Raw genomic sequence first — 26,284 nt, 5'->3', positions numbered from 1 at the left:
ACTGCTCAACTTAATAAATTTGTAAGAATTACGAAAGAAAAATGAACATTTCGCCCTTTATTCTTGAATTATCAACAGTATACGAAGGGAGAACACCCATGACTTACATAGTACGTACACATCATCTGACCAAAGCCATGAAGGGCAATGAAATTATAGCAGGGGTCAGTATGAATGTGCGCAAGGGGGAAACCTATGGCTTTCTCGGTCCCAATGGAGCGGGCAAGACGACGATCATGAAAATGATTACCAATCTGCTCAAGCCGACATCGGGTGAGATTGAATTGTTTGGTGAAAAGCTAACGCCAAAGTCTTATCATCTGCTCGGACGGATGGGTTCGATTATTGAATATCCGATTTTTTATGACAGGCTGACGGCTCAGCAAAATCTCGAACTTCATTGTGAATACATGGGCTATTATAATAAACAGGCTGTCCGGGATGCGCTGGAATTAGTGAACTTGCGGAATGCGGGTGACAAGCCGGTAAAAGACTTTTCACTGGGAATGAAGCAGCGTCTCGGGATTGCCCGAGCCATTGCGACCAAGCCAGAGCTACTCATTTTGGATGAACCGATTAATGGTCTGGACCCGGTGGGAATCAAGGAAATTCGGCAGTTATTCCATATGCTATGCAAGGAATATGGGATGACGTTGCTCGTGTCCAGTCATATTTTAGCGGAAATAGAGCAGATTGCAGATACGATAGGCGTGATTAATCACGGACGGCTGATTGAGGAAGTTTCGATGGAACAGGTACGGGATACGAATACGGAGTACATCGAATTTACGACCAACGATTGTAAAAAAGCGGCCTACGTCCTCTCCCATCATCTGAGTCTGAATAATATAAAGGTACTCAATGAGCAGAGTATACGTATTTACGATATGAGTGTACCGCAAAAGCAAATTACGAAAACACTCATTTTAAATGATGTAGAAGTCGATTCCATTCATCAGAAAAGCAGTACGCTGGAAGACTACTTTTTACGGCTGTTACATGGAGGTGATCACCATCATGCTTAAATTAATACAGTTGGAGATGAAAAAGCTTCATCTGGTGGGCTATATTCGTTCAGCACTGATCGCCAACGCCTGCATTTTGGGATTGCTCTGTATTATTGCACTGGACAGCCAACATGAAGGAGTACCCGAATTTACACAGTACGCTCAGCTTCTCGATCTCATGGACAATATGGTGAGAGCCACATTTGTTGTATTTGCCTCTGTTCTGCTGTGCCGTTTTATCGTAGGTGAATTTAAGTCCAAATCGATTACAATCCTGTTCATGTATCCGATTCATCGTCAAAAGCTAATGATCGCCAAGCTCTTGATTGTGCTGCTGTTTACGTTCTTGTCTGTTGTTATATCAGAAATAATCATTACGGCTGCGATTCATTTGCTCAACCAGTTCGTCATAATTGTACCGGATAAGCTTACTCTTTCCATACTGGCTGAACAATCAGCGCGGACGCTAATCAATGCCGTGGCCACCAGTTTTATGGGATTAGTCCCGCTGTATATGGGAATGCGAAGATACTCTGTATCCACGACCATTGTGACCTCGATCCTGATTGTAGCATTGCTTTTCTCCAATAATAACGGCGCTACACTTAGCTCCATTGCGCCCGTACAAATCAGCTTCTCTGTGCTGGGAATGCTTGTGGCTTATGCGGCAATTCGGCGTATTGAGTATAAGGATATTGCTTAGTAATATGGTTTTTAGTGAAACGCTTTCAAAAAAAATGAAAATCCTTGTTAGATATACACACATTTTTCACTGGACTTCATTCTAAAACAGGTATATCCTATAGGAGAAATTAAAAAACGGAATAAGGATCTTCGGGGTAGGGTGAAATTCCCAACCGGCGGTATGGCTCATGGAGCTAAGCCCGCGACTCTGTATCTGGCAACAGGATACGGACTGATTTGGTGAGATGCCAAAGCCGACGGTAAAGTCCGGATGGAAGAAGATCGAAGTATGAGCGTGCCGTAAAGTGAGTGAATGCTGCATAACTGGTTTTGCAGTACCTTCATTTAACTTGTATCAAACGGCAAGTTTATTTGATCAACCCCCGTCTTGCATGGCCTTCGCCATGGACGGGGGTTTTTGTGCCACCGGTCCTGTATTCGCAAGGAGCTAAATAAGTATGAGTCAATCATCAACTGTACTAACATCCAAGGATTTTGATCGTAGCTCCCACATGAAAAGCGGTTTTTGGCTAGTCGCGATTGGAGCGGCCTTGTGGGGCGCAGACCCGCTGTTTCGTATTATTCTGTTAAAATCATTTACCTCAGCACAAATCGTACTGATGGAGCATGTGTTGCTCTTTATCGCGCTGGCGCCGATGCTGTGGAAGCATCGTGAGGAGCTCAAAACGATACGATTTCGTCAGGTTTTCGCTATTTTGTTCGTCTCGTGGGGCGGCTCGGCACTGGCCAGTGTGATTTTCACCATGGCACTCAGCAACGGTGATCTGAATGCAGTTCTTTTGCTCCAGAAGCTTCAGCCGTTGGTCGCCATTATTCTAGCCCGCGTTATATTGAAGGAAATGCTGCCGCGTCATTTTGCAATCTTAATCGTCATCGCTCTGTTCGGAACGTATCTTCTGACCTTCGGTTGGTCGCTTCCCTTTGGGCATGTTCATGATTTTGTTCACGTTGGTAGTTTGCTTGCACTGGGTGCAGCAATTCTGTGGGGCGGTTCGACCGTTATGGGCAGCTACTTGCTTCGTTCGATGAAATATGAGACGGTAACCTCCCTTCGCTTCATGGTGGCGCTCCCTCTGCTCATTGTTCTCACCTCGGTGGAGCATGCTCCGTGGAATATGCCTGCAGGTACATGGGCGGGGGCGGCTGTAATGATCAACTTGCTGCTACAGGCATTGCTTCCAGGTCTTCTCAGCTTATTACTGTATTACAAAGGCTTAAGTACAACCAAAGCGTCTTATGCGACGATGGCAGAATTGAGCTTTCCTATGGTTGGTGTCGTGATTAACTGGATCGCTTTCCAGCAAATCGTTACCATAGCGCAATTGACTGGTTTTATGCTTATCTGGATTACACTCTTTATGATTTCTCGTCAGCAAAAAAATTAACAGGTTTGTCCGCTTCATGCTCACCTCAAGCCAAATCAGAGCTGCTTTTGCATCTCTGATTTGGCTTTTTATGTATTCATATTCATAATAAATTTAGTTCATAAGACCTATTTTCTCGAAAAAAGCATACTATTCCTCGTTTTTAAAGATTACATCTATAAAATTAGTCGATTTCTGTCGAATAAAACTATGTAATGATCATCTGACACAGAGGAGAAAAAACTATGACTAAAGCAAAACAAACAGTTCCGTGGTGGAACAGGTTTCTCAAGCAGTTTTATTTAATGAGGACAAGATTAATAATATCTTTTTTGGCTGTGTTATTGATTCCAAGCGTACTGATTGGATACTTTTCTTATCAGGGGGCCACGACACAGCTCAGTCAGCAAATGGCTGCTTCCGTATACACGAATCTGTATCTGATCCGAAGCAATGTCAATCAGTATGTTGCACCGATTATGAAAGACGTAGATGTTCTTACCAGTGAAATCGAATCTGATTCCATCGGTTCCAACCAAGAAGCACTTCAGAAAAAGTTGGACGTCATCGTCAAAGCTCATCCTGAGTTAGATGCCGCGCTCCTCGGCAATACGAAAGGACAATATATCCGTTCTCCGATAAAAAAGGAGGCTAATTATGATCCTAGGGAGAGAAAATGGTACAAAAACGCGATGCTACATAAGGGCAAGATCTTCGTCGGTGTTCCAGTTGCCAGCGTTACGACAGGGAACCTTGTCGTTAATGTATCGGCAACGCTCAAGGACGGTGAAGGAGCTGTTGCCTTGGCTTTGAATCTGGACAAGATGGGTGAAAGTCTGCAGTCTGTGAAGATAGGTGAACGCGGAGGACTCATCATTGTTGATTCGGATCATAAAGTTGTATCTGGGACTGGAGCAGCCTTTACCAAGACAGGCAAAAAACCGGCTGACACCATGGAGGGACTTCCCGAAGTGGCGGCAAACGGAGAAAATGATACTCCTTCCATGTCGCAAATTCGATTTATGAATCGGGACGTACTGGCCTTTACACTTAAGGACCCGATCACCGGCTGGAGCATTGTCGCACTATCCGATCTGGAGGATTACAGTGATGCGGCTCAACCGATTCTGAAGCAAAGCCTGATTGTAATTGTTATTTCCATACTGGCCGCTGCGATCGTCATAGTGCTTATGGTCCGCTCGTTCCTGATCCCGCTTAAGAAGCTGCAAGCAGGAACACGGATCGTCCGTGATGGAAATCTGACCGAACGTGTAAATCTGTCTAGGAAGGACGAGTTCGGTGAGTTGGCACAGAATTTCGACCAGATGACACATTCCTTGCATTCGATGGTTTCCGAGGTCAACCAAACTTCCTCCCGGCTTGCTTCCTCTTCCCTGATCATCAAGGAAAGCACAGAGCAAACGACGGAGTCCGTCCAACATGTAGCGGAAACGGTTATGGAATCCGCAGAAAATGCAGCGACCAGCGCCGAGGCATCCGAGCAAACCGCCAATGCCGTTGAAGAAATGGCGAAAGGCGTCAGCACGATTGCCGAATCGGCAAGCTCTATCGTGGATTCAGCAGGACAAACCGAGCAGGACGTAGCTCAAGGCAGTCAAATGATCAGTCATGTACGGACACAAATGGACCGCATTCTGGAAGCTGTAAGCCAAACAGCTAGTCTAATGGATGAGCTATCCCAGCTCTCGGACGATGCGAAGCAGATGAATGCTGCTATTGCCGCCATTGCCAAGCAAACTAATTTGTTGTCCCTGAACGCATCTATTGAAGCCTCCAGAGCAGGCGAGGCTGGGCGCGGATTTGCTGTAGTCGCTATAGAGGTACGCAAGCTGTCGGAACAGTCCAAGGCAAGCGCCGATTCCATCAGTCAGATCATTACGCAAATGCTCGATTTGATTCAGCGCTCTACCGCCACGATGAACGGTAATGTTCGTAATCAGGTTGGTGAAGGATTACGAATTAGCCAAGATGCAGAAGGTGCTTTTACGAATATTGAACGCTCTACTTCTCATATCGTGGAACAAATTCAAAGTGTATCCGCTGCTGCTGAACAAATCTCAGCCAGTACAGAGGAAGTTTCCGCCACTGTCACCCATTTGGCAAGCCTATCCCGCACTTCGGCGGATAGTTCACAAACAACCTCCGCTGCCGCTCAAGAGCAAATGGCAGCCATGGAGGAAATCGCCTCTTCGTCACAGGAGTTGTCCAACATGGCACAGGATCTGCAAGAGCTTGTGAAGCGATTCAAGATCTAGGTTCTATACTGCTGATTGCAATTTCTTGCAAACAAGCACAGATAGCGCCACATCTGTTTGCTAAACAAAAGCCTTCACCCGTATACAAATTACGGGCGAAGGCTTTTTCATTGTAGTCCTTTGGGCGATGTATCATATTTACTATAGTTTCATCTGCCCTGTTAGCTGGCGGCGTTTATCCCCTTCTGGATCATGTTCCACCATAATATCCTGATGAAAAATGGCTGTAGCTCGCTGTTGCCTATCGTACATCGGCCATGCTCTCTCAGGCAACAGGGGCTCCCCATCACGCGCAAAAGCAACCCACGCCTGCTGCATATGATGAGCAAGCTTCTGCATCGATGGCTGAATCTCTAATCCAAGCTTGCCCAGCAGCTCCAGATTGTCAAAAACAAAAGCAATCTCTGCACCGTGGACCGCTTGTCCAAAGGTAGGATGTCCTGGCAGTGTCCAATCAAAACGGTACATCCATACCGATGCATACACCGACTGTGCAGCGGCAAGAGCCAGCGCGGGACGCCAAAAAAACAGATCGGTCAGCATTTGCGCCTGTCCTTCAATAGAAACTGGAAATGGCTCTATTAGATCGCCGACGTCGGACATGCCTGTCATCATTTCCAATGCTTGACGTGCTGTTGACTTATTCATTAGATGGGATTCTTTACGGATGAAATAGCCCCCCTCATGCAAGTTCGTTCCAATCATAACGGATACCTGTTTTGCCGAGCCTTGGGCGATTGCAGACAGGGGTACATCCGGCAAGGTTACTCCGTCTACAACGGGTTGATAAATCATTGCCATCCCTGGTCCGATGACTTCATGAGTTTTGGCCATAGCGAGCATCAGCGCATCTGTCGGCAGCGTAAACAATCGCTCAGGATGCTGAGTGTCCACACCCAGTTGCTGCAAATACACAGCCGTCACTTGCTCGGCCTGTGCAGTTGGCAACACCTGCGATGCCCCGCTCTGCAAAATTGCACGCTGGAACAGTCCCTCAGCGGCTGGCATCGCCAATAAAGCGGCAATGCTCATCGCACCTGCCGATTCACCGAACACCGTAACTTCATCCGGGTTGCCACCAAAGGCAGAAATATGATCCCTAATCCATTCCAGCGCTGCGATTTGATCCAGCAGTCCGGCATTTGAGGTCAGCCCATTTCCCTTTGGAGTCAAATGCAAAAATCCTAATGGCCCCAACCGATAATTAATCGTAACTACAACAACATCGCCGTTCTTCGCCATGCGTTCCCCATCATATAAAGGTATAATCCCAGACCCAGTGACAAAGGCACCCCCATGGATCCATACCATCACTGGGCGCCCTTTCTCAGGAGCCTTTGAAGCAGGCGTCCAGATGTTCAGATACAAGCAATCTTCGGACTGCTCCGGAGGCTCCACCAGATTTCCGGTCATACTCTCAGCTGAGGGCATGGGCTGCGGACAGATGGGTCCGAAGCTCGTCGCAGCCCGTACATCCTCCCAAGGCTCCAAAGGCTGTGGTCCATGAAAACGTAGTTTTCCAATAGGAGGCTGTGCATATGGGATACCTTTCCATACATGATATCCATTTCTCGTTTCCCCACGTAATTGGCCTAGACGAGTATGTACTGTAACACTCTCCATCACGAACCCTCCTTTATCTCATATGTTCAACAGAACGGTATACTAACAATCTTTACATATCTCTATTATACCCTTTGCGCAGAGCCAAACCAAAAAATACCGGAAGCGCTTTTGCGCTCCGGCATTTTGTAGACAGATAGGTGGATCGTGATTAATCCCGAACCTCTTCTTTCGGAATCAATTTGTAAATTTCTTCGCTTTCCATCGAATCAATCAATCGGTCCAGCCACTTGTAATAAGCAACAGCCTGCTTCATTTTCAAACGGTCTTGTTGAAGAATGGCCTTAAATTCCTCGTATTCTTCACCCTGCGCCATCAATTTGTCCAGCTCATCAATGGCTTTGCGCAGTACCAGCAAATTTGTTTCTACTGCTTTTCTCCATTTAATAGCGAAGAAGTCAGTAAAGGTTTGGTACCAGTCATACTCGACTTCATACAAGTCCTTACGTGAGCCTTTGCTCCATACCTTGTTCACCATTTTCAGGTCCAACAACGTCCGAACTCCTGTACTCATGCTCGTTTTGCTCATTTCCATTTCGCGGCCCATCTCATCCAGCGTCATCGGTTTATCCGCAAAAAAAAGCAAACCGTACAAATGCCCTGCAGACAGAGTGATTCCATATAGGTCCATGTTTTTACCTATAGCTTCTATGACACGTTTGCGAATTTTTTGCAGCGAAGCCTGCTGCTCATCACCTAACTGGTACAAGCTCATGCTTGCAACCTCCTAATTTTAGAGCATTTTGCACAACCTAGTATGAACGACTTACCCGTAAAGGATTAGCTTTGGCGCAATATATGAAATCTTTCAATAATCAATGAAATGTTTCAAAAGCAAAGCTTCTGTCTATATTACAACAGCATGATCGTTCAAAATCATAATTCGCAAAATTGCTAATGATAGTAAACTTTTAAAATTATGGATATACATAAATCTTTTTCTTATGGTCATATTTCATTGTCTATTTTAAAAAAAGCACTATCGGTTGTAAAGTTCCGAATGTTTGAGCATTCTAAAGAACGAAGGAGCATATCGAAGCAAAGTTTGTACAGTTTTTTCTGTACGTACTTTACGAACAGTTTTTTTGTTTGAAATGTAAGTAATGCTTCTGTTACAATTAATTTTGTCATTAACCGTTCAGGATGTACAGAATTATGATTTTTATACTCAATCCATCATGCAACATGGGGTTAATACCAAGCAAAGTATAGAAAGAAGAGGTGTATGTATGACGATTTTGGAAGTCAAAAATGTCAGCAAACTCTTTGGTCCTCACGCAGAGCAAGGTGTTCCGCTCCTGGAGCAAGGCTGGGGCAAGGAAAAGCTGGCCAAAGAAAAACAGATTACTGTTGGTGTTAATAGGGCCAACATGGAAATTAAGCAAGGTGAAATTTTCGTAATAATGGGGTTATCGGGTAGCGGCAAGTCCACTTTGGTGCGAATGCTAAATCGCTTGATTGAGCCTACCTCCGGTGAAATTCTGGTCCACGGCAAAGATCTCCGTAAGATGAACAAAGAACAACTCCGCGAAGTTCGTCGTAAAACCATCAGCATGGTTTTTCAAAAGTTCGCCTTGTTCCCACATCGGACTGTATTGGAAAATGTAGAATATGGCCTTGAAATTCAAAAGGTAGATAAAGCACAGCGTCAGGAAAAGGCACAAACAGCGCTGGAACTGGTTGGTCTTAAAAACTGGGGCGATAAAATGCCCGATGAGCTGAGTGGCGGTATGCAGCAGCGTGTCGGCCTGGCACGAGCACTAGCGAATGATCCTGAAGTTCTCCTGATGGATGAGGCATTCAGCGCATTGGACCCTCTCATTCGCCGTGATATGCAAGATGAGCTGCTGGAGCTTCAAGATAAAATGAAGAAAACGATTGTCTTTATTACCCATGATCTGGATGAAGCGCTGCGGATTGGTGACCGGATTGCATTGATGCGGGACGGAGTGGTCGTACAAATTGGTACGCCGGAAGAAATTATGATCCAACCAGCTAACTCTTATGTAGCCCGCTTCGTCGAGGATGTGGATCTGTCCAAGGTATTGACGGCTGCTCATGTGATGCTTCGTCCAGAAACTATCACTATGGACCGCGGTCCGCGTGTAGCTCTGGAATTGATGCGGGAGCGTGGAATTTCCAATCTATTCGTCATTGACCGCACCAAAAAGCTACTGGGTGTTATTAATGCCGAGGATGCTGTTCATGCACTGCGCAACAATTTGAAAATTGAAGATATTTTGATCACGGATGGACCGCAGGTGACTGCCGAAACTGTTATTAACGATTTGTTTGAAATTACAAGCTCGTCCAAGGTACCGCTGGCTGTCGTCGATGACAAGCAGAAGTTGCTGGGCGTTATCGTCCGTGGAGCATTACTGGGTGCACTAAGTGGAGATGTACCTACTACAAAGGAGGTGAATGCCCATGATACCGAAGCTGCCAATCGCTGAGTGGATTCAATCCATTGTAGACTGGATGGGTATTCATCTGGCTGGATTGTTTAATGTTATTTCTTCCGTTATTGAAGCCGTAGTAGGTTTCTTCTCTGGCTTGTTCATGCTTCCGCACCCTCTGGTGTTCATCGTGATCATCGGAATTATCGCCTTTATGGTCGGGCGGGTGCAGCTTACACTGTTTACTGTCATCGGCTTCCTGCTGATTGATAATCTCGGCTATTGGAGTGAAACGATGAATACGCTCGGACTGGTTATCACGTCTGCGCTTGTATCCATTGTTATCGGTATTCCAATCGGAATCTGGTGTGCATACAGTAAATCAGCATCACGCATTATCACGCCTTTACTTGATTTTATGCAGACGATGCCTGCGTTCGTGTACTTGCTCCCAGCGGTTACCTTTTTCAGCTTGGGTGTTGTACCAGGTGTTATCGCCTCTGTAATCTTTGCGATCCCCCCAACGATTCGCATGACTAACTTGGGGATTATGCAAGTATCGGAGGAACTGGTTGAAGCCTCTGATGCTTTTGGTTCTACATCGGCGCAAAAGCTGTTTAAAGTACAGCTTCCACTGGCTTTGCCTACCTTAATGGCTGGTATTAATCAGACAATTATGCTGTCATTGTCCATGGTTGTAATTGCTTCCATGATCGGTGCGGAAGGCATCGGTGCAGTTGTATATCGTGCTGTGACTCAGCTGCAAATTGGTAAAGGTTTTGAAGCCGGCTTGGCTGTGGTCGTTCTGGCTATTGTACTTGACCGCTTTACACAAAATCTGTTCAGACCGACGAAAAGAAGCAAAAGTCGTGTATCCAGCAAACAAAAAGTTTGGATCACCTCAGCAGTTACAGCAGTCATTTTGATCGCTGGCGCATCTCAATATTTTGTTGGAACGGATCATTCCGCTTCTGGTAAAGGTAGTGCAGCTGGCAATACGGTTGGCGCAGAGGTTGATTATAAAATTATCGGCATTGATGCCGGAGCAGGCATTATGAAGTCGACGGCTAAAGCAATTCAAGACTACAATTTGTCTGATTGGAAGCTAGTCGAAGGTTCCGGTGCAGCCATGACGGCTACACTGGAAAAAGCCATCAAAGCAAAAAAACCGATCATTGTTACAGGCTGGACTCCTCACTGGATGTTCAACAAGTATGATCTCAAATATTTGGAAGATCCTAAAAAGTCTTATGGTGAAGCTGAGGGTATTCATACCATTGCCCGCAAAGGATTGCAGCAGGATGCTCCAACCGCTTATGAGTTTCTCAAACGTTTCAAATGGACTTCGGAAGATATGGGTGAAATGATGGTTGCCATCCAAGCCGGAACCAGTCCTGAGCAAGCTGCCAAGGATTGGGCAGAGAAACATGCCGACAAGGTTCAGGAATGGACTCAAGGTCTGCAACCTGTCAATGGTGACACCTTTAAGCTAAGCTATGTAGCTTGGGATTCGGAAATTGCAAGTACGAATTTGCTGAAATATATTATGGAAAACAAACTGGGTTACAAGGTAACCGCACTGCAAGTGGAAGCAGGTCCTATGTGGACGGGTGTCGCTAGTGGTGATGTAGATGCCTCACCAGCTGCATGGCTGCCGTTAACGCATGCGGATTACTGGGCTAAATACAAAGATAAACTCGACGACCTGGGTGCAAATATGACTGGAGTGAAAACCGGGTTGGTCGTTCCAGCTTACATGAATGTTAAATCAATTACTGATTTGCAGGATAACGGAGCCGCTTCGGCTCCCGCTTCCGCTGCTACTGGTGAGTTCGGCAAGGAGGTCGGCTACCGCATTGTCGGTACCGACCCTGGCGCCGGACTGATGAAGCTAACTGCTAAAGCTATCAGTGACTATGGATTATCCGACTGGAAGCTGCTTGAAAGCTCCGGAGCTGCTATGACCGCTACCTTGGATAAAGCTATCAAAGCCAAGCAGCCTATCGTTGTAACTGGTTGGACTCCTCACTGGATGTTTAACAAGTATGATTTGAAATACTTAAAAGACCCTAAAAAGGCATATGGTGATAAAGAAGAAATTCATACCATTGCCCGCAAAGGCTTGAAGCAGGACGCTCCTGTGGCTTATGAATTTCTAAGCCGCTTTAAGTGGACTGCTGAAGACATGGGTGAAGTAATGATCGCAATACAAGATGGTACTCCTCCACAGCAGGCTGCCAAGAACTGGGCCGATAAGCATCCTGATAAGGTACAGGAATGGACCAAGGGCTTGCAGCCTGTCAACGGCGATCCCCTGAAGCTGAGCTACGCTGCTTGGGATTCGGAAATTGCCAGCACGAACGTATTGAAATATGTATTGGAACAAAAATTGGGCTATAAAGTAACAGCGCTGCAAGTGGAAATCGGCCCAATGTGGACAGGCGTGGCTGGCGGAAGTGTAGATGCTACCGCAGCCGCTTGGCTTCCATTAACGCATGCTGATTATTGGGCTCAGTACAAGGATAAGGTAGATGACATCGGAACCAGCATGACTGGCGTTATGTCTGGACTTGTCGTTCCATCCTATGTGCCGATTGATTCAATTGAGGATCTTAAAACGCAATAATACTTCTTCCAATTTTAATTGATACTAATAAGTAGAAGGCAGATCAGGACTACTCCCGATCTGCCTTTTTGATATCCAAATTTAAAATTGCTCTCAGCCTTTGATTGTGAACCCTTCTTGAGCGGGCACATCGGCATGCTGCGCTGTCGTTTGATACTGTCTGAAGAATAACGGATAGATTACGAAGGCCACCAGCAGACTCACACAACCAATGACACCTAGAGCAATCATATCCTTAAAGATATATGTGATGTCCAGTCCTTTGAGCGTAATGTTCCGTACAGCGTCCAGATAATACGTCAGCGGTAATATTTCAGCAAGCCCTCGCAAGAAACCAGGCATGGCTTCCAATGGCCACGTATAGCCTGACAGCATAAAGGAAGGAACAGCAATGAGCATCAGAGTTTGTGTTGCATCCACTCTGGTCTTGGAAAAGAGACTGAACAGGAACCCTAATCCGCACAAGGCAAAGTTAAAGGCCAGCGACACCAAAATCAATGGCAATACCTGTCCCCTAAACGGAATATCAAAGCATAGAGCGCTAATACTGAATACGGTCAGCACATTGAAGGCTCCCGCCGCATAATAGGGTGCCAGCTTGGCAATAGCCAAGCGCCAAGGGGTATTTTTCCATTCGCCAAATCTTCCCCAAGTCCCTGCTTCCTTATCACGCGTGCAGGACAACGCAATACCTAGCAGCAAACACTGCTGGAGAGCCGCAGAAATAACCCCCAACGGCATGAATAGCTTATAGTCATAGACCGGGTTAAATAGCACTCTCGATCGGAACGGAATGGTGGTCAGTGTCGAAGCAGCCTGATCGGCGTTCATTCCCTTTTGCTTCATGGAATTGAGCGATACTCCGGCGCTCACGCTACTAATGACCTGATTGGCAATCCGACTGGCACTATTGGAATACATCATATTACTGCCGTCAATTAGCGTAAGCACAGGTGGATTTTCTCCATGCTTAAGCCGGGTGGTAAAGTTGTCGGGAATGACAATCCCGACCTTGGCTTCCCCAGTCTCCACCTGGCGGACTACGTCATCCTGATTGGTCACTTGACGTGTAACGGCAAATGAATCAGTCGCATCAAACGCCTGAATAATTTGGCGACTAAGCTGCGAATTATCTCCGTCATACACCGTAACAGGCATCTCGGTAATCCGCTGATGCGAATACAGGAAGCCGAACAGTATCGTATAGACAATTGGCGTAATCAGTAGAATAGCCATAAAACGGCGGTCCCGGAAGATACTCAGCCATTCCTCGCGAAATACATCGCGGATACGAAGTCTTTCCTGTGAACCCTGCATATTACTGCGCCCCTTTGCCTGTAAACAGGACCGTGGAGCCTGTTGGAACGGAAGCCGCAAGATCCGGCAATGCTACCTTCACACCAAAGGAACGGACATCCTTATCACCGGAGCTTTGGCTCGGTTTTTGAATGGCAAAGTCCGCAGCGGATTCTAACAAAATGACTTTACCCTTCAGCTCCTTACCACCTGACAGTAATTTAATTTGAACTGTATCCCCTGCTTGCAGACCGTTCAGAGATGTTTCCGGCACGTAGAATTTAGCCCAACGCTGTGTGGATGTTTCAATAGTATAGACCGGGAACCCTGCGCTTGCCATCTCACCCAAGCTAAGCGACTTGGATTTTACGATCCCATCCTCGGGCGCACGCAGTGTAGTATAGCCCAAATAGGTCTGAGCTTCCTGAAGTGCAGCTTCCGCTTGGGCTACCTGTGCATTGGCACCTTCAACCGCAGATTGTGCCTGTTCTACCGTCGATTGCGCCGCCTTCACAGCGGACTGTGCTTGTTCTACTGAAGCCTGAGCAGCTTTGACATCTTCCTGTTGCACAGCCACTTTGCCCGCTCCTGCCTGTGCTTCCTTCACTGCAGCCAGGGCTTGACGGTATTGAGCTTCTGCAGCCGTAATTTCCTCCTTACGGCTTCCCTCCCGTGCCATATCCAGTTTTTGTGACTCTGCATTATACTTGGCCACTGCCTGTTGATGTTCCAATGTCGCTTGGTCCAACGATGCCTGAGTTGCTGCACCGGCTTCTTGAAGCTTTTTGGCACGCTCCAGATTTTTAACGGTCAGGTCCAGCGTTTCCTTGGCTACCTTCACAGAAGCTTGCAATTGTTCAAGCTCCTGCGGTCTTGCCCCGCTCTTGAGGGCATCCAGTTTCGCTTTGGCGGCGTTCGCAGCCGCTTGGGCCTGCTCAATCTGGCTGGAGGAAGCCTCAGCCGTCACACTGACCGCTGTCGTACCCTGGCTCTTCTTGGCCTGAGCGGCACTCACGGTAGCCTGTGCCTGGCCTACGCCTGCTTGAGCCTGCAACACGCTGGCTTTCGCTTTGGACACATTGCTCTTGGCTGCCAGTAATGCAGCCTGTGCTTGCTTCACCTTATCTTCCAGCTCACGGCTTTCCAGATGGGCGATCACCTGTCCTTTTTTTACCTTGTCGCCCTCATTCACCAGCATCTGATCAATACGTCCCGCCATCTTAAAGCTGGCATTGAGCGTATCTGATTCTACATAAGCCGTAGGTATAGAAGAGGACTCATCTGCGGATAAGCTGCTGCTTCCTCGTGGGAAAGCAGTCAAAGCATAGATTCCTACAGCGATTAAAATAATAAGTACGATGTAAATCGCATATTTTTTGGCTTTCATGTTCTCATCACTCCACTTATCTATTTAATGTTGCATACCCAGCGCGTTACATACAAATACTTCGGTACTTTCGCGAACTTCCTGCAGATTCATCGTTTCGCCCCATACCATCGACCGCATCGGAGTAAAAATGTAAATGCCGAATAAACAATTTGCAGTCGTTTTTGCATCCAGCTTACTCGAAATTTTTCCATAGAACTTGCCGGAATCAATCTCTGCCTCCATAAAATCAAAATAGTCTGCCAGCACCTGCCTAATATTAAAATGCTGTTCCTGCGAGACCCAGCCCTTACTGACCAGTAGACGGCAAAAATCCGGCTCTCTCCCAATGAACTCAATATGTACTTGGATCAGCTTGCGGACCCTCACTTCTACCTGATCCATAGGAATTTGAGCCATCGCTTCTTGGATATCCTGGACAAAACGCTCCATTCCCATCTTCAGAATGTAAATGTACAATTCTTGCTTGTTTTTAAAATTGTAGTACAGGGTTCCTTTGGCTATGCCACAAACCTTGGCAATTTCCTCCATATTTGTATCATTAAAGCCCCGTTCGGAAAAAGCCTTGAGTGCGCCGTTAAAAATAATTTCCTTCGTTTGTTGTTTCATGCTTCCTCCTTTTTTGAACTGACCGTCCAGTACAAAAATTATGTATTTATTATAAGCCCATTTTCAGTTATCCAGCAATAGGAAATGTGTAAAAATGACTATTTTAGACGCTTCGTCTAAACGACTATTCTAAAATGGAAATGCAAAAACGGATCGAATAAGTGAGGGGGTCACTCATTCGATCCGTTATTTTATAAAATCGGCTAATAAGGGGGCAAATCCTATAAATGATTAGCCGATTTTAAGGGAAGGCCGACTATTTCTTCACCGTTTGATTGTATTGCGCAATTTTGCCTGTAATTTCTTGTGCTGCTTGATCCAGGGCCTGTTTTGGCTGCTGCTGGCCGCTCAGAACAGCCTCGATCGCACCTTCGACGATTTGACGCGCTTCTGGGAATACGCCCATTACTGCGCCTTGTGTAGCAGTGGATTGTGCCGCTGCATGCAATTGGTCAACGGCTGTCTGGAATTGTGGATATTTTACCATGTTATCTTTGAGTACCTTCTCGTCATAAGCTGCTTTCGTGATCGGGAAGTACCCGGTATTCACACTCCATTGTGCCTGCACTGCTGGGGAAGCGACGAATTTAATGAACTCCCATGCTGCCTTTTGCTGAGCTTCAGGCTTGTTGTTCATGATGTATAAGCTCGCGCCGCCTACAACCACGCCACCTTCTTTTGCTTCATTGGCTCTTGGCAGGAATCCTGTGCCCACTTCGAATTTATCGCCAACCTGCTCCACAATATTACGTAGCGAAGCGGTGGAATCCAGCGTCATCGCAATTTGTCCTGCGGAAAAGGCTTTCGCTGTGTCGTCCGAGTTACGTCCCAGATTAGATACGACCTTTTCATCGATCATTTTCTTCCACCATGTCAGCGTTTTTACACCAGCATCCGAATTCAGCAAGGATTCCGTAGCTGCTTGCTCGCGTCCGTTGCCATTATTCACATAGTCCGCGTTCTGATTGGCAAACAGTTGCTCCATAAACCAGCCGTAGATGGCAATGGATGCACCGGATTTACCATCCTTGCTCAAGGCTTTGGCGGCTTTTTCGAATTCATCATATGTTTTTGGAGGATTAGCTGGGTCAAGTCCTGCGGCTTTGAAAGCATCCTTGTTGTAATATAAAATCGGATTTGACGTATTGAACGGCATGGCGTTCAATTTGCCATCAATCGTGTAGTATCGTGTAATATTTGGCTCAAGCTGCGACAAATCGAATTTATCTGCATCAATAAATTGTTGTACAGGTGTGATCATTTTGGAATCGATCATGAATTTACTGCCAATTTCGTATACTTGAATGATGTCCGGTCCGCTATTAGAACCCAGTGACGCTTTCAGCTTATTCAAGCTGTCATCATACTTGCCTTGATATACTGGCTCTACCTGAATGTCCTTATGACTAGCGTTAAAGTCAGCGGCAATCTGCTTGATCGCTTTTTCACCGTTGCCGGACATTGAATGCCACCAAGTCAGCTTTACAGGTGAAGCCGCTGTAGCCCCTTTATCGGTACCATTACTCGGCTTCTCCGCCGCTGTATTGTTGCTACAACCTGCTGCAACCACCATAGCAGTCAGAATAAGCAGGGTCAAAGCACTTTTCAAACGAAAAAATCTCATAATCTCTCTTCTCTCCCTTTGATTAAATGATTCTTGAATGAATGCTCGTACGCTTGTGTTGTAAAGCTTTGTATATAGGCTGCTTGCGCAGGTGTTGCTGTCTTTTGCATCTATGATTAGTGATTAGCCTTTAAGCGCACCCGCTGCCATTCCACGCACCAGCTGTTTGAGTCCAAAGATCAGCAGGAGCAGAGACGGTAAAATGACAAGTGCTGTACCCGCAAACACCAGATTCCATGAAGTCGATTCCTGAAACTCAAGCATGGATATGCCGATCTGTACGGTGCGCATATTCTCGCTATTCGTGACCAGTAAAGGCCAGAGATATGAATTGTACATATTCAGGAACGAATACACAGCCAGTGTTCCAAGCGCAGGGCGCGATAACGGAAGCACATGGAATAGGAAATATCGGATATGTCCGCATCCATCCATACGCGCAGCCTCGAACAATTCCTTGGGAAGCTGGAGGAAAAATTGTCTTAACAGGAATGTTCCGAATGCCGTCGCCAGAAAAGGAACCGTCAACCCTTGATATGTATCAAGCCAGTTCCAGCTGCGTACCGTCAGATAGTTAGGAATAATCGTAACTTCCCAAGGGATCATCATCGTCGCGACAAACATGCTAAAAATGAAGTTTTTCCCCTTGAATTCCATTTTGGCAAAGGCATACGCCGCCAGGCTGGCTGTAATCAGTTGCCCGATCATTGTCAGGCCCGAAATGAGAAAGGTGTTGCCGATAAAAGCTGCAATCGGAACGATTTCAAACACTTCACTAAAATTGGCCATATGAAAGGAATGAGGGAAAAAGCTTGGTGGATAAGCGCTCGCTTCCTCCGGTGACATGACCGCCATAAAAAATGTATAAATCACCGGATACAAAATCAGAGCGGCTGCAATCGTAAGCAGCACATACAGTAATGTTGAATTCAGGTGTTGTTTCATTGATAATGCACCTTTCTTTCCACCCATTTAAACTGAATCATCGTAAGCAGCAAAATGACGACAAACAAGACAATAGCCTGCGCACTCCCTGTTCCGAACCGGAAATTAACGAAAGCTTCCTGATAAATGGAATATACGAATACATTCGTACTGTTCACCGGGCCGCCCTTGGTCAAAATATTAATTTGAGCAAAAGACTGGAAGGCACCAATAATCGAAACTACTGTGACAAAAAAGATCGTTGGTGATAGTAGCGGCATAGAAATTCGCCAGAACGTGACCAGCGGTCCGGCTCCGTCCATTTTGGCACTTTCGTACATGTCATCTGGAATCCCTTGAAGTCCGCTCGATAAGATAATGTAATTGAAGCCAAGATTCATCCACATAGTCATTATGGCTACGGAGAACAGCGCCCAGTCCGGGCTGGTCAACCACGGAACTGGATTGATATGTAATAGGGAAAGCACATAGTTGAACATCCCCAGGGTGGGATGGAACAGAAATTTCCAAATGACCGCAGATGAACCCACCGATAACACCATCGGTAGCGAGAAGGCAAACTGGAAGATTCGCATGCCACGTAATTTACTGTGTGTAAGCGCCGCGAGTACCAGTGCCAGAAAAATACCCACAGGTACCGTCAATAGTGCAAAAAGCAGCGTGACCTTAATCCCCTGTAGAAACTGACCTGAGCTGAACAGCATAGCAAAGTTATCTAACCCCACATAATTTGCAACGTTTCCCGCGGGGTCTGTAGAGTGCAAGCTGAGATAAACGGATTTAATCATCGGATAGAACATAAATACAGCAAACAAAATAAGCGATGGAGCCAAAAAGGTATACGCCAGAGCGTTTTCGCGCAGTCTTTGAATTTTTAGCGAACCCGTGCGTATGCGAGCTTTAGACGATGTTCGTTGCTGGCTCCCCGTCCCCAGTCCCAAAGATTTGTTAAGTTCACCCAAAACGGAACGCCCCTTTCTTTTCAAACCAACCTCAGTAAGTGTATCGTTTTGATGTAAAGGGAACATCAAGTGGACTGGAGTAAAATGTTAATATTTCGACTCTTTGTAAAACCTGTCCTGCTTGGGTACCTGCACAAGGGCACAGGCTCCTGCATACGATATACCATTCTATGAGTATGGAGGTCAGAGGCGAATGCCCTACAACACCGTCAGCCCGCAAACTTTATATCAAGCTAGACCGGAATTTCAACAAGGGATTAAAAAGGTCCGCGATCAAATGCATTATCAATTGAGCCCCTACATGAATCACACGGTTAGGGTACAAACAATGGATCATCAGGTGTATGAAGGGACGATTGCGCATATGGATGCGGATCATTTGTATTTGAGAGTGCCTCAGCAGTACCACTCATCCTCCTTAGGAGCCCCGACCCCAGATCGTTCCTATGCCTACAACAATGTCATTCTGCCGCTGGTGCTATTTAATTTGTTGGTTATAGTCCTGTTAAGCTAGCGCTTGATCCGTGCAATCTGTCTAACTAAAAGACAAAAAACCTCCAAATCCGTAAGATGCCTACCCTTGGCACATTACGAAGTTGGAGGTTTTATTAATTTGTGTTCCATAATTATGAGTCCACACAGGAGATGCCTGCTTCCTGCTCTAGTACAGCTACAAAACGCTCTATATGTTCTCCATTCGGCAGGTAGTAAAAAATCTCATTTATACCCTGATTGATCAGGAGGATGTTCCCCTTAGTATCCGATAAATCCTTTTCCAGCTTAGCCAGCGAAAGATGGTGATAATTAATGAACTTGACCCACGGAGTACCCATAGTACAGGAATAAAAGATGATTCGTTGGGACGTTACTGCCAGCATTCCATGAAGCGGTATCCTCTCGGAGTTTTGTTGCAAATGATACGTACACCTAATACAGGATCGGATGTGTTCGCCAGCTTCTAACGTCAGATTAATGGCTCGCAGCTCGTTTTCATCTGTTTTCATCCTGTCTCATCTCCTGTTCATGGTTGAGGGACGAGCCGCAGTTCCATGATCTCAAATTAACTTTTGCAGCTTGTCCTGTCGACCTCAAAGATATGTACAACTTAACATGGGTACAGGATGTTATCAACAAGCAAGCTAGGAATTTTATTGCTCACAACTCAACCATTCATACCATGTTGAAAGTATAATAGATAATATTTAGACGGCTTATAGGGTGATTGGAAATGATAAATTACAAAAATGAGGAATGGTGTACGCTTCTTCTTGGCAAGCTAATGTGAGAATATGTAAGGAGAAGAAGCCAGATGAAATATAACCGTTTGCTAAGTGCTGGAATCGCTGTTTCTTTGCTATGTATCAGTTCTTGCCCCATTCCATATATGAATGCACAAGATACATCCTACGCCTCCCCTGCTCCTACAAAGGGAAGAGCCTATTACGAAGAACGGGGCGACATTGTATGGGAAGTTCCGACCCATCGTAAACTTATCGCTCTCACATTCGATGACGGACCGGACGAAAGCAATACGCCTGCTATTCTCGATTTGCTTAAGAAATATGACGCGAAAGCGACCTTTTTTGTCGTCGGCAGCCGTGTAGAAAAGCTACCACACCTTGTAAAACGGGAACGAGAGGAGGGCCATGAAGTTGGCAACCATACCTTCCTTCATTCATCCTTTCAATATATCTCCCGCAGCAAAGCTCTGTCCGAATTGGATCAAGGTCAGGCGAGCATCGTTCGGGCAACTGGTGCGGGTACCCATCTTTTCAGACCACCGGGCGGCTCCTATACCGATTCACTCGTCAAGCTATCCAAGGAAAAGGGACTGAAAATCATCTTATGGTCCTGGCATCAGGACACCCAAGACTGGCGCAAACCCGGTATACACCGTATCGCTAATAAGGTGCTCCGCAACGCCCGTAACGGCGACATTGTCCTCATGCACGATTATGTACATCAAAGTACACAAACCGTCGAGGCCCTGAAGATTATTCTTCCTGAGCTCAAACAAAGAGGTTACTCCTTCGTCACTGTATCTGAACTACTCTCTAATCGAGAAAAGCCGGATGGGCTGATTGAGGTGAATAAGTAAAAGAGCAATGTTGTACTCGTGAGCTAAGAGAATGAATCAGAGATAAGCCCCATGTTATCATGTGTCACGTAACTAATCGTACACATCATGTCATGGGGATTTGTTTTCACAAGCTTGCTCCAGCAGTTTTAATGCTGTTTCTTCCGTTGTAACGAGCACATTCATGTATCCCCCATTCAATGCACCCAGGATTCCTGGTACCTTTTCTAACGATTCTGCTATACCGACAGACAGCTTCGCCTTTTTGATTTGCTCCAGCGAAATGGTGAGAGTCCTATCCTCTAAACTTGTTTTGATCGCAGCACCGCTTTCGTCAAAGAAACGCGAGCAAATATCTCCGGCTGCCCGCCCATCTTCCAATTCTGTAATAAATGCATCGCCATAAAAACCTCTCCACTTCTCGCGCCCCTGTAATTTGGCTGAGCCAATGCCAAACAACGCAATATCCAACTTATCCCAATTGTCAGAGATTGTCTTGAAGTAAGGGGACTTTATCAATTGCTCTCTGGTCTCCCTCTGCTCTGTAATCGCTGGTGCATCAATCATTAATGAACGGGCGTTCCACTTAAGCGCTGCTTGATAACAAATCGTGTTCACATGATAGCGGCTCTCTAGTTTTCCCGATGGCCCCCCGACCATGGGTATGAACGTTACAAAGGGACGGCTATCCATTGAAAATTCATCCACTACACTTGCTAGACTGCTACCCCAAGAAAAACCGATAACATCCTTTGATTGGACCTTATGCTGCAACCAGTCCGAGCAAGCCCGGCCTATGGCTTTACGCTTTAGATGGCTTGGCTGAGCTGGATCGGTCATAACAACAATAGCTTCTTGAAGTCCAAAGCATTCGCATAGCTTCTGCTCCAGCGGAAGCTGACCGGCAGCACCATAATTAATTGTAACACTCACAATCCCTTCTTCTCGTACCCGCTTCAACATCCGGCTGATTGTCGTCCGGTAAATGCCCAACACTTTAGAAATTTCGCTCTGCGTCATGTCCTGTTCATAATACATTTGGGCAACCTTAACTAAAAGTTTTCGTTCTTCCTGCAAATTCATCATCTCGACCTCCCTTTGCGCATATTGCATTTGACAGATAAAATAACCGTCGATATACTGTAGGCGATCATTTTGCACATATTTTATTATAACGCACAAATGTGCAGAGGATCAAATAATACGGGGAGATGATTACTTTGAGCACGGATACGATAAAAAACAAATGTGCCAAAGAAGCTCTAACTTATATCCGAGATGATACAGTCATTGGACTGGGAGGTGGAAGCACTATCTCCTATTTAATCAGGCAGATTAAAGAATCCGATCGGCGTGTTAAAGTAGTAACCCCTTCCGATGCTACAGCCGCCCTTTGTATTCAGCATGGTCTTCCGCTGCTTCCGTTATGGTCTGTGGAGCAGGTTTCTGTTGCTTTTGACGGCTGCGATGAGGTCGATGAGCAGCTACGGGCGTTGAAGAGCGGTGGCGGCATTCATACCAGGGAGAAACTGGTCGCAACGATGGCGGAGCACTACATATTACTGGTTGATGAGAGCAAGGTGGTAAAGGAACTGACCTTTCGTCATCCTGTCGTGCTTGAGATTTTTGAGGATGCGCTCTCTTATGTCCAAAGATCAGTTACCAATCTGGGCGGCAACGGAATTGTCCGTAGCAGTCCAACTAAAGATGGATATACTGTTAGCGATTACGGGCATTTGTTAATGGATGTATTTTTTCGGGAAAGGCTAGATATCGAGACAATTCAGAGTAGCCTAAAAAAGATTAGCGGAGTAATCGAGACATCATTGTTCACGGAGGAAGTGACAGGAGTGCTCGTTGCGAGCGAGCATGGAGTCCGATTTATGTCCAATAAATAGACACACTAAAATAAGAACGGGGGCTTAACCATGGATCATTTGAAGTGGGGGATTATCGGACCAGGATCGATCGCTGCGGAATTCGCAGCCGCCCTAAATGAGCTTGGTGGAACACTGTATGCAGTATCCTCACGGACACTAGAGAAAGCTGAAGAATTTGCCAGCCGACACGGCGCCATGAAGGCTTACGGCGGTCACAGCGAAATGCTGGAGGACCGTGAGCTGGATGCAGTCTACATCGCCACACCGCACAGCCACCATTACCAATACATGATAGATAGCCTTTCGATGGGAAAGCATGTCCTCTGCGAAAAGTCCATCACGATAAACAGCGCACAGTTACGCGAGGTTGCTCGTCTTGCCGAAGAAAAGCAATTGGTAGTGGCTGAAGCGATGACAATCTACCACATGCCACTTTATATAAAGCTACGGCAGCTTCTGGACGACGGGGTCATCGGCCGTTTGAAAATGATTCAGGTCTCTTTCGGCAGTCATAAAGAGTACGATGTGAATAATCGTTTTTTCAGTAAGGATCTAGCCGGAGGAGCACTGCTGGATATTGGAACATATGCCCTATCATTTGCCCGTTATTTTCTTTCGGAACAACCGCAAGAAATTCTTTCGACTGTCAAACGTTTTGAGACGGGTGTCGATGAACAATCTGGTATAATTCTGAACAACAATGCAGAGGAAATGGCCGTCATCTCTCTGGCGATGAGATCTAAAATGCCCAAGCGGGGCATTGTGGCTGGGGAATTAGGCTATATCACCGTGGATAACTTCCCTCGGGCCTCCAGCGCTACTATTCAATATTTGGACGGAACTGTAGAACTGATTGAAATAGGAGACAGTGCTAAAGCACTGCAATATGAGATTGAAGAGATAGAGAGCCGTATGGCTGGCAGGAGTAACCGGAATACCCTAGCGCTCTCTCTTGACGTTATGGACATCATGAGCCAGATACGAGAGCAATGGGGAATTAAATACAGTTTTGAATAACAGGATTATCCACTGCGTAATCTAGGGATGAGATTCTTGTATATTCGGTCTGTACAAGAATCTCATGTTCTTATCCCCCCGACAGCATCCCAAAGCTGTACCTGCCCTTTCAGTTCAATGTTTTGGAGGCCAGCCATTGCATCATTGTTGTGTCCTTCCCGTTAATTAGCTTTGATACTTCATTGTTATACACGTAAATCCAGGACCAGTGGCCATTATATTCATACGGTGTTTTGTCGCTCTTTTTGTACAAACCAGAAGTATCCACTACATTATCAAACAACGACATATGGACATCCTTTGCTCCCGCATTCACCAAACGGTTATAGGTCGGAATCACGTAATCGTTGGGTGGAACTACGGTGTCGGTTTTAGCAGCCACAAACCAGATCGGCAGGTCCTTCATTTCATTGATTTGTTCATCGGTGATAAGGCTATCCTTCAGAGCTTCACACGCTACCACAGCTGCTGCAAAATAGTCTTTATAATCACGGATCAGCAGCATAGTCATGTATCCACCGTTGGAGTCTCCGCCAATATAGATTCGGTCTGTATCAATGTCCTTGTTTTGGGCCACGTATTCCTTAATTAAGGACATCAATGCTTGCTCGTACTTTGAGGTTCCGTCTCCAAAGCCTGTAAAACCATCCATCCAGTAGGTTGGGGTCTGAGGTGCCAGCACATAAGCCCCGCCAAAATAAGATTGAATATCCTTAGAAGCAAAATTCGCTGCCTTATTTCCCGAAATTGGAATCGTCGGATCTGTACCTCCCTCTCCCATACCATGCAGCCAGATCACCAAAGGGTTCTTCACTTTGTCTTTTGCTGGTGTATAGTCGGCGTAAGTTAAAGTAACCCCATCAAATGTAGCTTTGCCAGTTGTAAACTGATCAACAAGCTTCCGGATTTCACCTGAGGAAGTATCAATCTTCAATCCGGAAATTGTTCCTGATTGGGTTTTAATAGCCTTTTGCTGCGTGATCGTATATTTGTTATCATTCCATCCGTTAAACCCGGAACCTGCATCATAATGAATAGCGGAACCCAATGTTAAGGACGGACCGATTTCCATTTCCAGCACAACGTAGCTTCCGGTTTTCTTTACAGGGTTGCCGCTTTTGTCCGATACATAGGCCTTGGTGACCTTCCTGTTGCCTTTCTCAATAAAGGAATTTACCAACCTATTGTCGCTTCTTTCCACATGTACCTTAAATGTATCGTTTGTTATCGCATCTTTGGATACCGGCTTACCTAGGTTAACAATGATCTTCGTAATGGTTGCTCCCCAATCCTTAACCTCCGCAACCGTACGGTATGAAGTGGGCTGTACCTTGGCATCCTTGGCCCATGCACCAGAGCTGAAAGCAAGAGTTGTACTGACAGCTAAAGTGAATAACATAGTTGTTTTAGCAACCTTTTTAAACGGTGTGAACATGATGTCTTACCTCCTAGATCCATTAATAAAACGCTTACATTATCTAATTTTAACGATTTTTCTATTGGCAGCCCGCCTTTTATTAGCCTAATTCAGGTCAATTACTGACTCCTAGCTTCAGAATGGCTCTTATGCTTTTTTCGATATTGATGAGGTGTCACTTGATAAACCTTTTTAAATACCCTGGCAAAAGACTTCTCGTTCGGAAATCCGTGTTCCAGCGCAATTTGTATAATAGACTGATCCGTATTCATAAGGACACGGAAAGATTTCTCCAGTCGAATAGCGTTGATATATTGAAAGAGCGTCATACCTACATGCTTTACAAAAAAACGGGACAAATATTCGGGAGACAATCCAAAAACCTGAGCTATGGAATCCAGAGACAGGCTCTGATCGTAATTCTCTTGGATATAATCGGTGATCAACGTCAGCCGCTCCAAATATTTATTGGTGTTAAAGCCAGGGATCAATTCGTTGTCAATTTTAAAATGCATTAATAAAAGGTACACCAGTTTATAAGATAGCGACGTTAAATGGATATGTACTAAAGGGTCTTTGTGCTGGTTGAGGTAAGCTGCAAATAATGTGTCTAACAGAGCACGCAGCTCCTTAAAATGCTGTAATCTCTGCTCGTTGCTTTCGAAAATAGATATACAATCAAATGAAACGGAGTTACTGTCCTTCATATTTCCGCGAATAAATCCAGACGGGATCAGAACGGTTATAGCCTCTCTCCCTTTGCCCTTAGCCACAGAAAAGGAATGAATAGTATTCGAATTAATGAGCACAATATCTCCTTTCTTGGAGCTATAATTCATGCCATCTATATAGATATTGTCTATTTTTCCTGAAAGTACATAGGATATTTCGATGCTGTCATGCCAATGTCGAGGTATATATGCTGCTTCATTGGAAGAATGAATTATAATTTTTAATGGAAAATGATGATCTGCCTGAACCAGCTCATAAGTGCATTCCAAGTCTGTCGCTCCTCTCAGATGTGAACACAATCCCTCTCTCTCCACAAACAAAAAAACCTAAGATAACAAAAT

The 26,284-nt window shown here is 45.7% G+C and carries 22 protein-coding genes and 1 riboswitch; of the genes, 10 read left to right on the top strand and 12 right to left on the bottom strand.

Translation table 11 applies throughout. The features are described from left to right. Nucleotides 1-98 precede the first annotated feature (98 nt). The 4 genes from ABEW32_RS09635 (at nucleotide 99) to ABEW32_RS09620 (ending at nucleotide 5,352) form a co-directional block, all read left to right on the top strand. On the top strand, nucleotides 99-1,025 hold the full coding sequence (locus ABEW32_RS09635; protein ID WP_430186899.1) for an ABC transporter ATP-binding protein: 927 nt from the start codon (nucleotides 99-101) through the stop codon (nucleotides 1,023-1,025). Further along, a complete protein-coding gene (locus tag ABEW32_RS09630) occupies nucleotides 1,018-1,710 on the top strand; it encodes an ABC transporter permease (RefSeq protein WP_430186896.1) in 693 nt (230 codons plus the stop codon). The genes ABEW32_RS09635 and ABEW32_RS09630 overlap by 8 nt, the downstream gene beginning before the upstream one ends. A 123-nt stretch (nucleotides 1,711-1,833) precedes the next feature. Beyond that, a riboswitch (FMN riboswitch) is annotated at nucleotides 1,834-1,978 on the top strand. Nucleotides 1,979-2,149: 171 nt separating this feature from the next. Next, a complete protein-coding gene (locus ABEW32_RS09625; protein WP_430186893.1) occupies nucleotides 2,150-3,097 on the top strand; it encodes a DMT family transporter in 948 nt (315 codons plus the stop codon). 224 nt (nucleotides 3,098-3,321) lie between these two features. After that, on the top strand, nucleotides 3,322-5,352 hold the full coding sequence (locus ABEW32_RS09620) for a methyl-accepting chemotaxis protein (protein ID WP_430186891.1): 2,031 nt from the start codon (nucleotides 3,322-3,324) through the stop codon (nucleotides 5,350-5,352). A gap of 141 nt (nucleotides 5,353-5,493) precedes the next feature. Here ABEW32_RS09620 and ABEW32_RS09615 read toward each other — a convergent pair whose 3' ends face one another. Further along, nucleotides 5,494-6,975 carry a carboxylesterase/lipase family protein gene (locus ABEW32_RS09615; protein ID WP_430186888.1) on the bottom strand — a complete coding sequence of 494 codons (1,482 nt, stop codon included), beginning with the start codon at nucleotides 6,973-6,975 and terminating at the stop codon, nucleotides 5,494-5,496. 151 nt (nucleotides 6,976-7,126) lie between these two features. Beyond that, nucleotides 7,127-7,690: a GbsR/MarR family transcriptional regulator gene (locus tag ABEW32_RS09610; protein WP_063207928.1), complete on the bottom strand. Its 564-nt coding sequence runs from the start codon at nucleotides 7,688-7,690 to the stop codon at nucleotides 7,127-7,129. Between the two features lie 514 nt (nucleotides 7,691-8,204). Here ABEW32_RS09610 and ABEW32_RS09605 point away from each other — a divergent pair. Then, nucleotides 8,205-9,428 (top strand): quaternary amine ABC transporter ATP-binding protein, encoded by a 1,224-nt coding sequence (locus ABEW32_RS09605; RefSeq protein ID WP_430186885.1) that lies wholly within the window; start codon nucleotides 8,205-8,207, stop codon nucleotides 9,426-9,428. Further along, entirely contained in the window at nucleotides 9,403-11,997 is a 2,595-nt protein-coding gene (locus ABEW32_RS09600; protein ID WP_430186883.1) for a glycine betaine ABC transporter substrate-binding protein, read from the top strand. The genes ABEW32_RS09605 and ABEW32_RS09600 overlap by 26 nt, the downstream gene beginning before the upstream one ends. Before the next feature lie 93 nt (nucleotides 11,998-12,090). Here ABEW32_RS09600 and ABEW32_RS09595 read toward each other — a convergent pair whose 3' ends face one another. From ABEW32_RS09595 to ABEW32_RS09570, 6 genes are all read right to left on the bottom strand, one after another. Then, nucleotides 12,091-13,314, bottom strand: coding sequence for an ABC transporter permease (locus tag ABEW32_RS09595; protein ID WP_430186881.1), 1,224 nt, complete (start codon nucleotides 13,312-13,314; stop codon nucleotides 12,091-12,093). A gap of 1 nt (nucleotide 13,315) precedes the next feature. After that, nucleotides 13,316-14,680, bottom strand: coding sequence for an HlyD family secretion protein (locus ABEW32_RS09590; protein ID WP_430186879.1), 1,365 nt, complete (start codon nucleotides 14,678-14,680; stop codon nucleotides 13,316-13,318). 24 nt (nucleotides 14,681-14,704) lie between these two features. Continuing rightward, nucleotides 14,705-15,289: a TetR/AcrR family transcriptional regulator gene (locus ABEW32_RS09585; RefSeq protein ID WP_430186877.1), complete on the bottom strand. Its 585-nt coding sequence runs from the start codon at nucleotides 15,287-15,289 to the stop codon at nucleotides 14,705-14,707. A gap of 256 nt (nucleotides 15,290-15,545) precedes the next feature. Continuing rightward, complete coding sequence (locus ABEW32_RS09580; RefSeq protein ID WP_430186875.1) at nucleotides 15,546-16,913, bottom strand: ABC transporter substrate-binding protein; 1,368 nt, start codon at nucleotides 16,911-16,913, stop codon at nucleotides 15,546-15,548. Nucleotides 16,914-17,036: 123 nt separating this feature from the next. Beyond that, nucleotides 17,037-17,858, bottom strand: a complete 822-nt coding sequence (locus tag ABEW32_RS09575) for a carbohydrate ABC transporter permease (RefSeq protein WP_016821186.1) — start codon at nucleotides 17,856-17,858, stop codon at nucleotides 17,037-17,039. Next, nucleotides 17,855-18,820 (bottom strand): carbohydrate ABC transporter permease, encoded by a 966-nt coding sequence (locus tag ABEW32_RS09570; protein WP_430186873.1) that lies wholly within the window; start codon nucleotides 18,818-18,820, stop codon nucleotides 17,855-17,857. The genes ABEW32_RS09575 and ABEW32_RS09570 overlap by 4 nt, the downstream gene beginning before the upstream one ends. A gap of 193 nt (nucleotides 18,821-19,013) precedes the next feature. Here ABEW32_RS09570 and ABEW32_RS09565 point away from each other — a divergent pair, with 193 nt between their 5' ends. Next, complete coding sequence (locus ABEW32_RS09565; RefSeq protein WP_430186871.1) at nucleotides 19,014-19,334, top strand: hypothetical protein; 321 nt, start codon at nucleotides 19,014-19,016, stop codon at nucleotides 19,332-19,334. 112 nt (nucleotides 19,335-19,446) lie between these two features. On the opposite strand, the gene ABEW32_RS09560 is transcribed toward ABEW32_RS09565, so the two are convergent. Then, a complete protein-coding gene (locus ABEW32_RS09560) occupies nucleotides 19,447-19,824 on the bottom strand; it encodes a hypothetical protein (RefSeq protein ID WP_430186869.1) in 378 nt (125 codons plus the stop codon). A 305-nt stretch (nucleotides 19,825-20,129) separates the two neighbouring features. On the opposite strand from ABEW32_RS09560, the gene ABEW32_RS09555 reads away from it, so the two are divergent. Then, nucleotides 20,130-20,918, top strand: coding sequence for a polysaccharide deacetylase family protein (locus tag ABEW32_RS09555; protein WP_430186867.1), 789 nt, complete (start codon nucleotides 20,130-20,132; stop codon nucleotides 20,916-20,918). 90 nt (nucleotides 20,919-21,008) lie between these two features. Here ABEW32_RS09555 and ABEW32_RS09550 read toward each other — a convergent pair whose 3' ends face one another. Beyond that, nucleotides 21,009-21,983, bottom strand: a complete 975-nt coding sequence (locus ABEW32_RS09550) for a sugar-binding transcriptional regulator (protein WP_430186865.1) — start codon at nucleotides 21,981-21,983, stop codon at nucleotides 21,009-21,011. A gap of 125 nt (nucleotides 21,984-22,108) precedes the next feature. Between ABEW32_RS09550 and rpiA the strand changes: the two genes are divergently transcribed. Both rpiA and ABEW32_RS09540 read left to right on the top strand, forming a co-directional pair. Beyond that, nucleotides 22,109-22,795, top strand: a complete 687-nt coding sequence (gene rpiA / locus ABEW32_RS09545) for a ribose 5-phosphate isomerase A (RefSeq protein WP_430186863.1) — start codon at nucleotides 22,109-22,111, stop codon at nucleotides 22,793-22,795. A gap of 30 nt (nucleotides 22,796-22,825) precedes the next feature. Then, nucleotides 22,826-23,794, top strand: coding sequence for a Gfo/Idh/MocA family protein (locus ABEW32_RS09540; protein WP_430186861.1), 969 nt, complete (start codon nucleotides 22,826-22,828; stop codon nucleotides 23,792-23,794). 109 nt (nucleotides 23,795-23,903) lie between these two features. On the opposite strand, the gene ABEW32_RS09535 is transcribed toward ABEW32_RS09540, so the two are convergent. Then, the gene (locus tag ABEW32_RS09535) at nucleotides 23,904-25,229 is read right to left on the bottom strand and encodes a prolyl oligopeptidase family serine peptidase (RefSeq protein WP_430186859.1); all 1,326 of its coding nucleotides are present in this window, start codon (nucleotides 25,227-25,229) and stop codon (nucleotides 23,904-23,906) included. Between the two features lie 101 nt (nucleotides 25,230-25,330). Further along, entirely contained in the window at nucleotides 25,331-26,212 is an 882-nt protein-coding gene (locus ABEW32_RS09530) for an AraC family transcriptional regulator (protein WP_430186857.1), read from the bottom strand. Nucleotides 26,213-26,284 lie beyond the last annotated feature (72 nt).

The organism is Paenibacillus jamilae (assembly GCF_050482105.1).
GTDB classification, from domain to species: domain Bacteria; phylum Bacillota; class Bacilli; order Paenibacillales; family Paenibacillaceae; genus Paenibacillus; species Paenibacillus jamilae_B.
This window is presented reverse-complemented; position numbering and strand designations above follow the sequence as displayed.

What these genes read in the sequence shown, in the direction of transcription:
- ABEW32_RS09635 (WP_430186899.1), top strand. Translation starts at nt 99, where the DNA reads ATGACTTACATAGTACGTACACATCATCTGACCAAAGCCATGAAGGGC.
- ABEW32_RS09630 (WP_430186896.1), top strand. Translation starts at nt 1,018, where the DNA reads ATGCTTAAATTAATACAGTTGGAGATGAAAAAGCTTCATCTGGTGGGC.
- ABEW32_RS09625 (WP_430186893.1), top strand. Translation starts at nt 2,150, where the DNA reads ATGAGTCAATCATCAACTGTACTAACATCCAAGGATTTTGATCGTAGC.
- ABEW32_RS09620 (WP_430186891.1), top strand. Translation starts at nt 3,322, where the DNA reads ATGACTAAAGCAAAACAAACAGTTCCGTGGTGGAACAGGTTTCTCAAG.
- ABEW32_RS09615 (WP_430186888.1), bottom strand. Translation starts at nt 6,975, where the DNA reads ATGGAGAGTGTTACAGTACATACTCGTCTAGGCCAATTACGTGGGGAA.
- ABEW32_RS09610 (WP_063207928.1), bottom strand. Translation starts at nt 7,690, where the DNA reads ATGAGCTTGTACCAGTTAGGTGATGAGCAGCAGGCTTCGCTGCAAAAA.
- ABEW32_RS09605 (WP_430186885.1), top strand. Translation starts at nt 8,205, where the DNA reads ATGACGATTTTGGAAGTCAAAAATGTCAGCAAACTCTTTGGTCCTCAC.
- ABEW32_RS09600 (WP_430186883.1), top strand. Translation starts at nt 9,403, where the DNA reads ATGATACCGAAGCTGCCAATCGCTGAGTGGATTCAATCCATTGTAGAC.
- ABEW32_RS09595 (WP_430186881.1), bottom strand. Translation starts at nt 13,314, where the DNA reads ATGCAGGGTTCACAGGAAAGACTTCGTATCCGCGATGTATTTCGCGAG.
- ABEW32_RS09590 (WP_430186879.1), bottom strand. Translation starts at nt 14,680, where the DNA reads ATGAAAGCCAAAAAATATGCGATTTACATCGTACTTATTATTTTAATC.
- ABEW32_RS09585 (WP_430186877.1), bottom strand. Translation starts at nt 15,289, where the DNA reads ATGAAACAACAAACGAAGGAAATTATTTTTAACGGCGCACTCAAGGCT.
- ABEW32_RS09580 (WP_430186875.1), bottom strand. Translation starts at nt 16,913, where the DNA reads ATGAGATTTTTTCGTTTGAAAAGTGCTTTGACCCTGCTTATTCTGACT.
- ABEW32_RS09575 (WP_016821186.1), bottom strand. Translation starts at nt 17,858, where the DNA reads ATGAAACAACACCTGAATTCAACATTACTGTATGTGCTGCTTACGATT.
- ABEW32_RS09565 (WP_430186871.1), top strand. Translation starts at nt 19,014, where the DNA reads ATGCCCTACAACACCGTCAGCCCGCAAACTTTATATCAAGCTAGACCG.
- ABEW32_RS09560 (WP_430186869.1), bottom strand. Translation starts at nt 19,824, where the DNA reads ATGAAAACAGATGAAAACGAGCTGCGAGCCATTAATCTGACGTTAGAA.
- ABEW32_RS09555 (WP_430186867.1), top strand. Translation starts at nt 20,130, where the DNA reads ATGAAATATAACCGTTTGCTAAGTGCTGGAATCGCTGTTTCTTTGCTA.
- ABEW32_RS09550 (WP_430186865.1), bottom strand. Translation starts at nt 21,983, where the DNA reads ATGATGAATTTGCAGGAAGAACGAAAACTTTTAGTTAAGGTTGCCCAA.
- rpiA (WP_430186863.1), top strand. Translation starts at nt 22,109, where the DNA reads ATGATTACTTTGAGCACGGATACGATAAAAAACAAATGTGCCAAAGAA.
- ABEW32_RS09540 (WP_430186861.1), top strand. Translation starts at nt 22,826, where the DNA reads ATGGATCATTTGAAGTGGGGGATTATCGGACCAGGATCGATCGCTGCG.
- ABEW32_RS09535 (WP_430186859.1), bottom strand. Translation starts at nt 25,229, where the DNA reads ATGTTCACACCGTTTAAAAAGGTTGCTAAAACAACTATGTTATTCACT.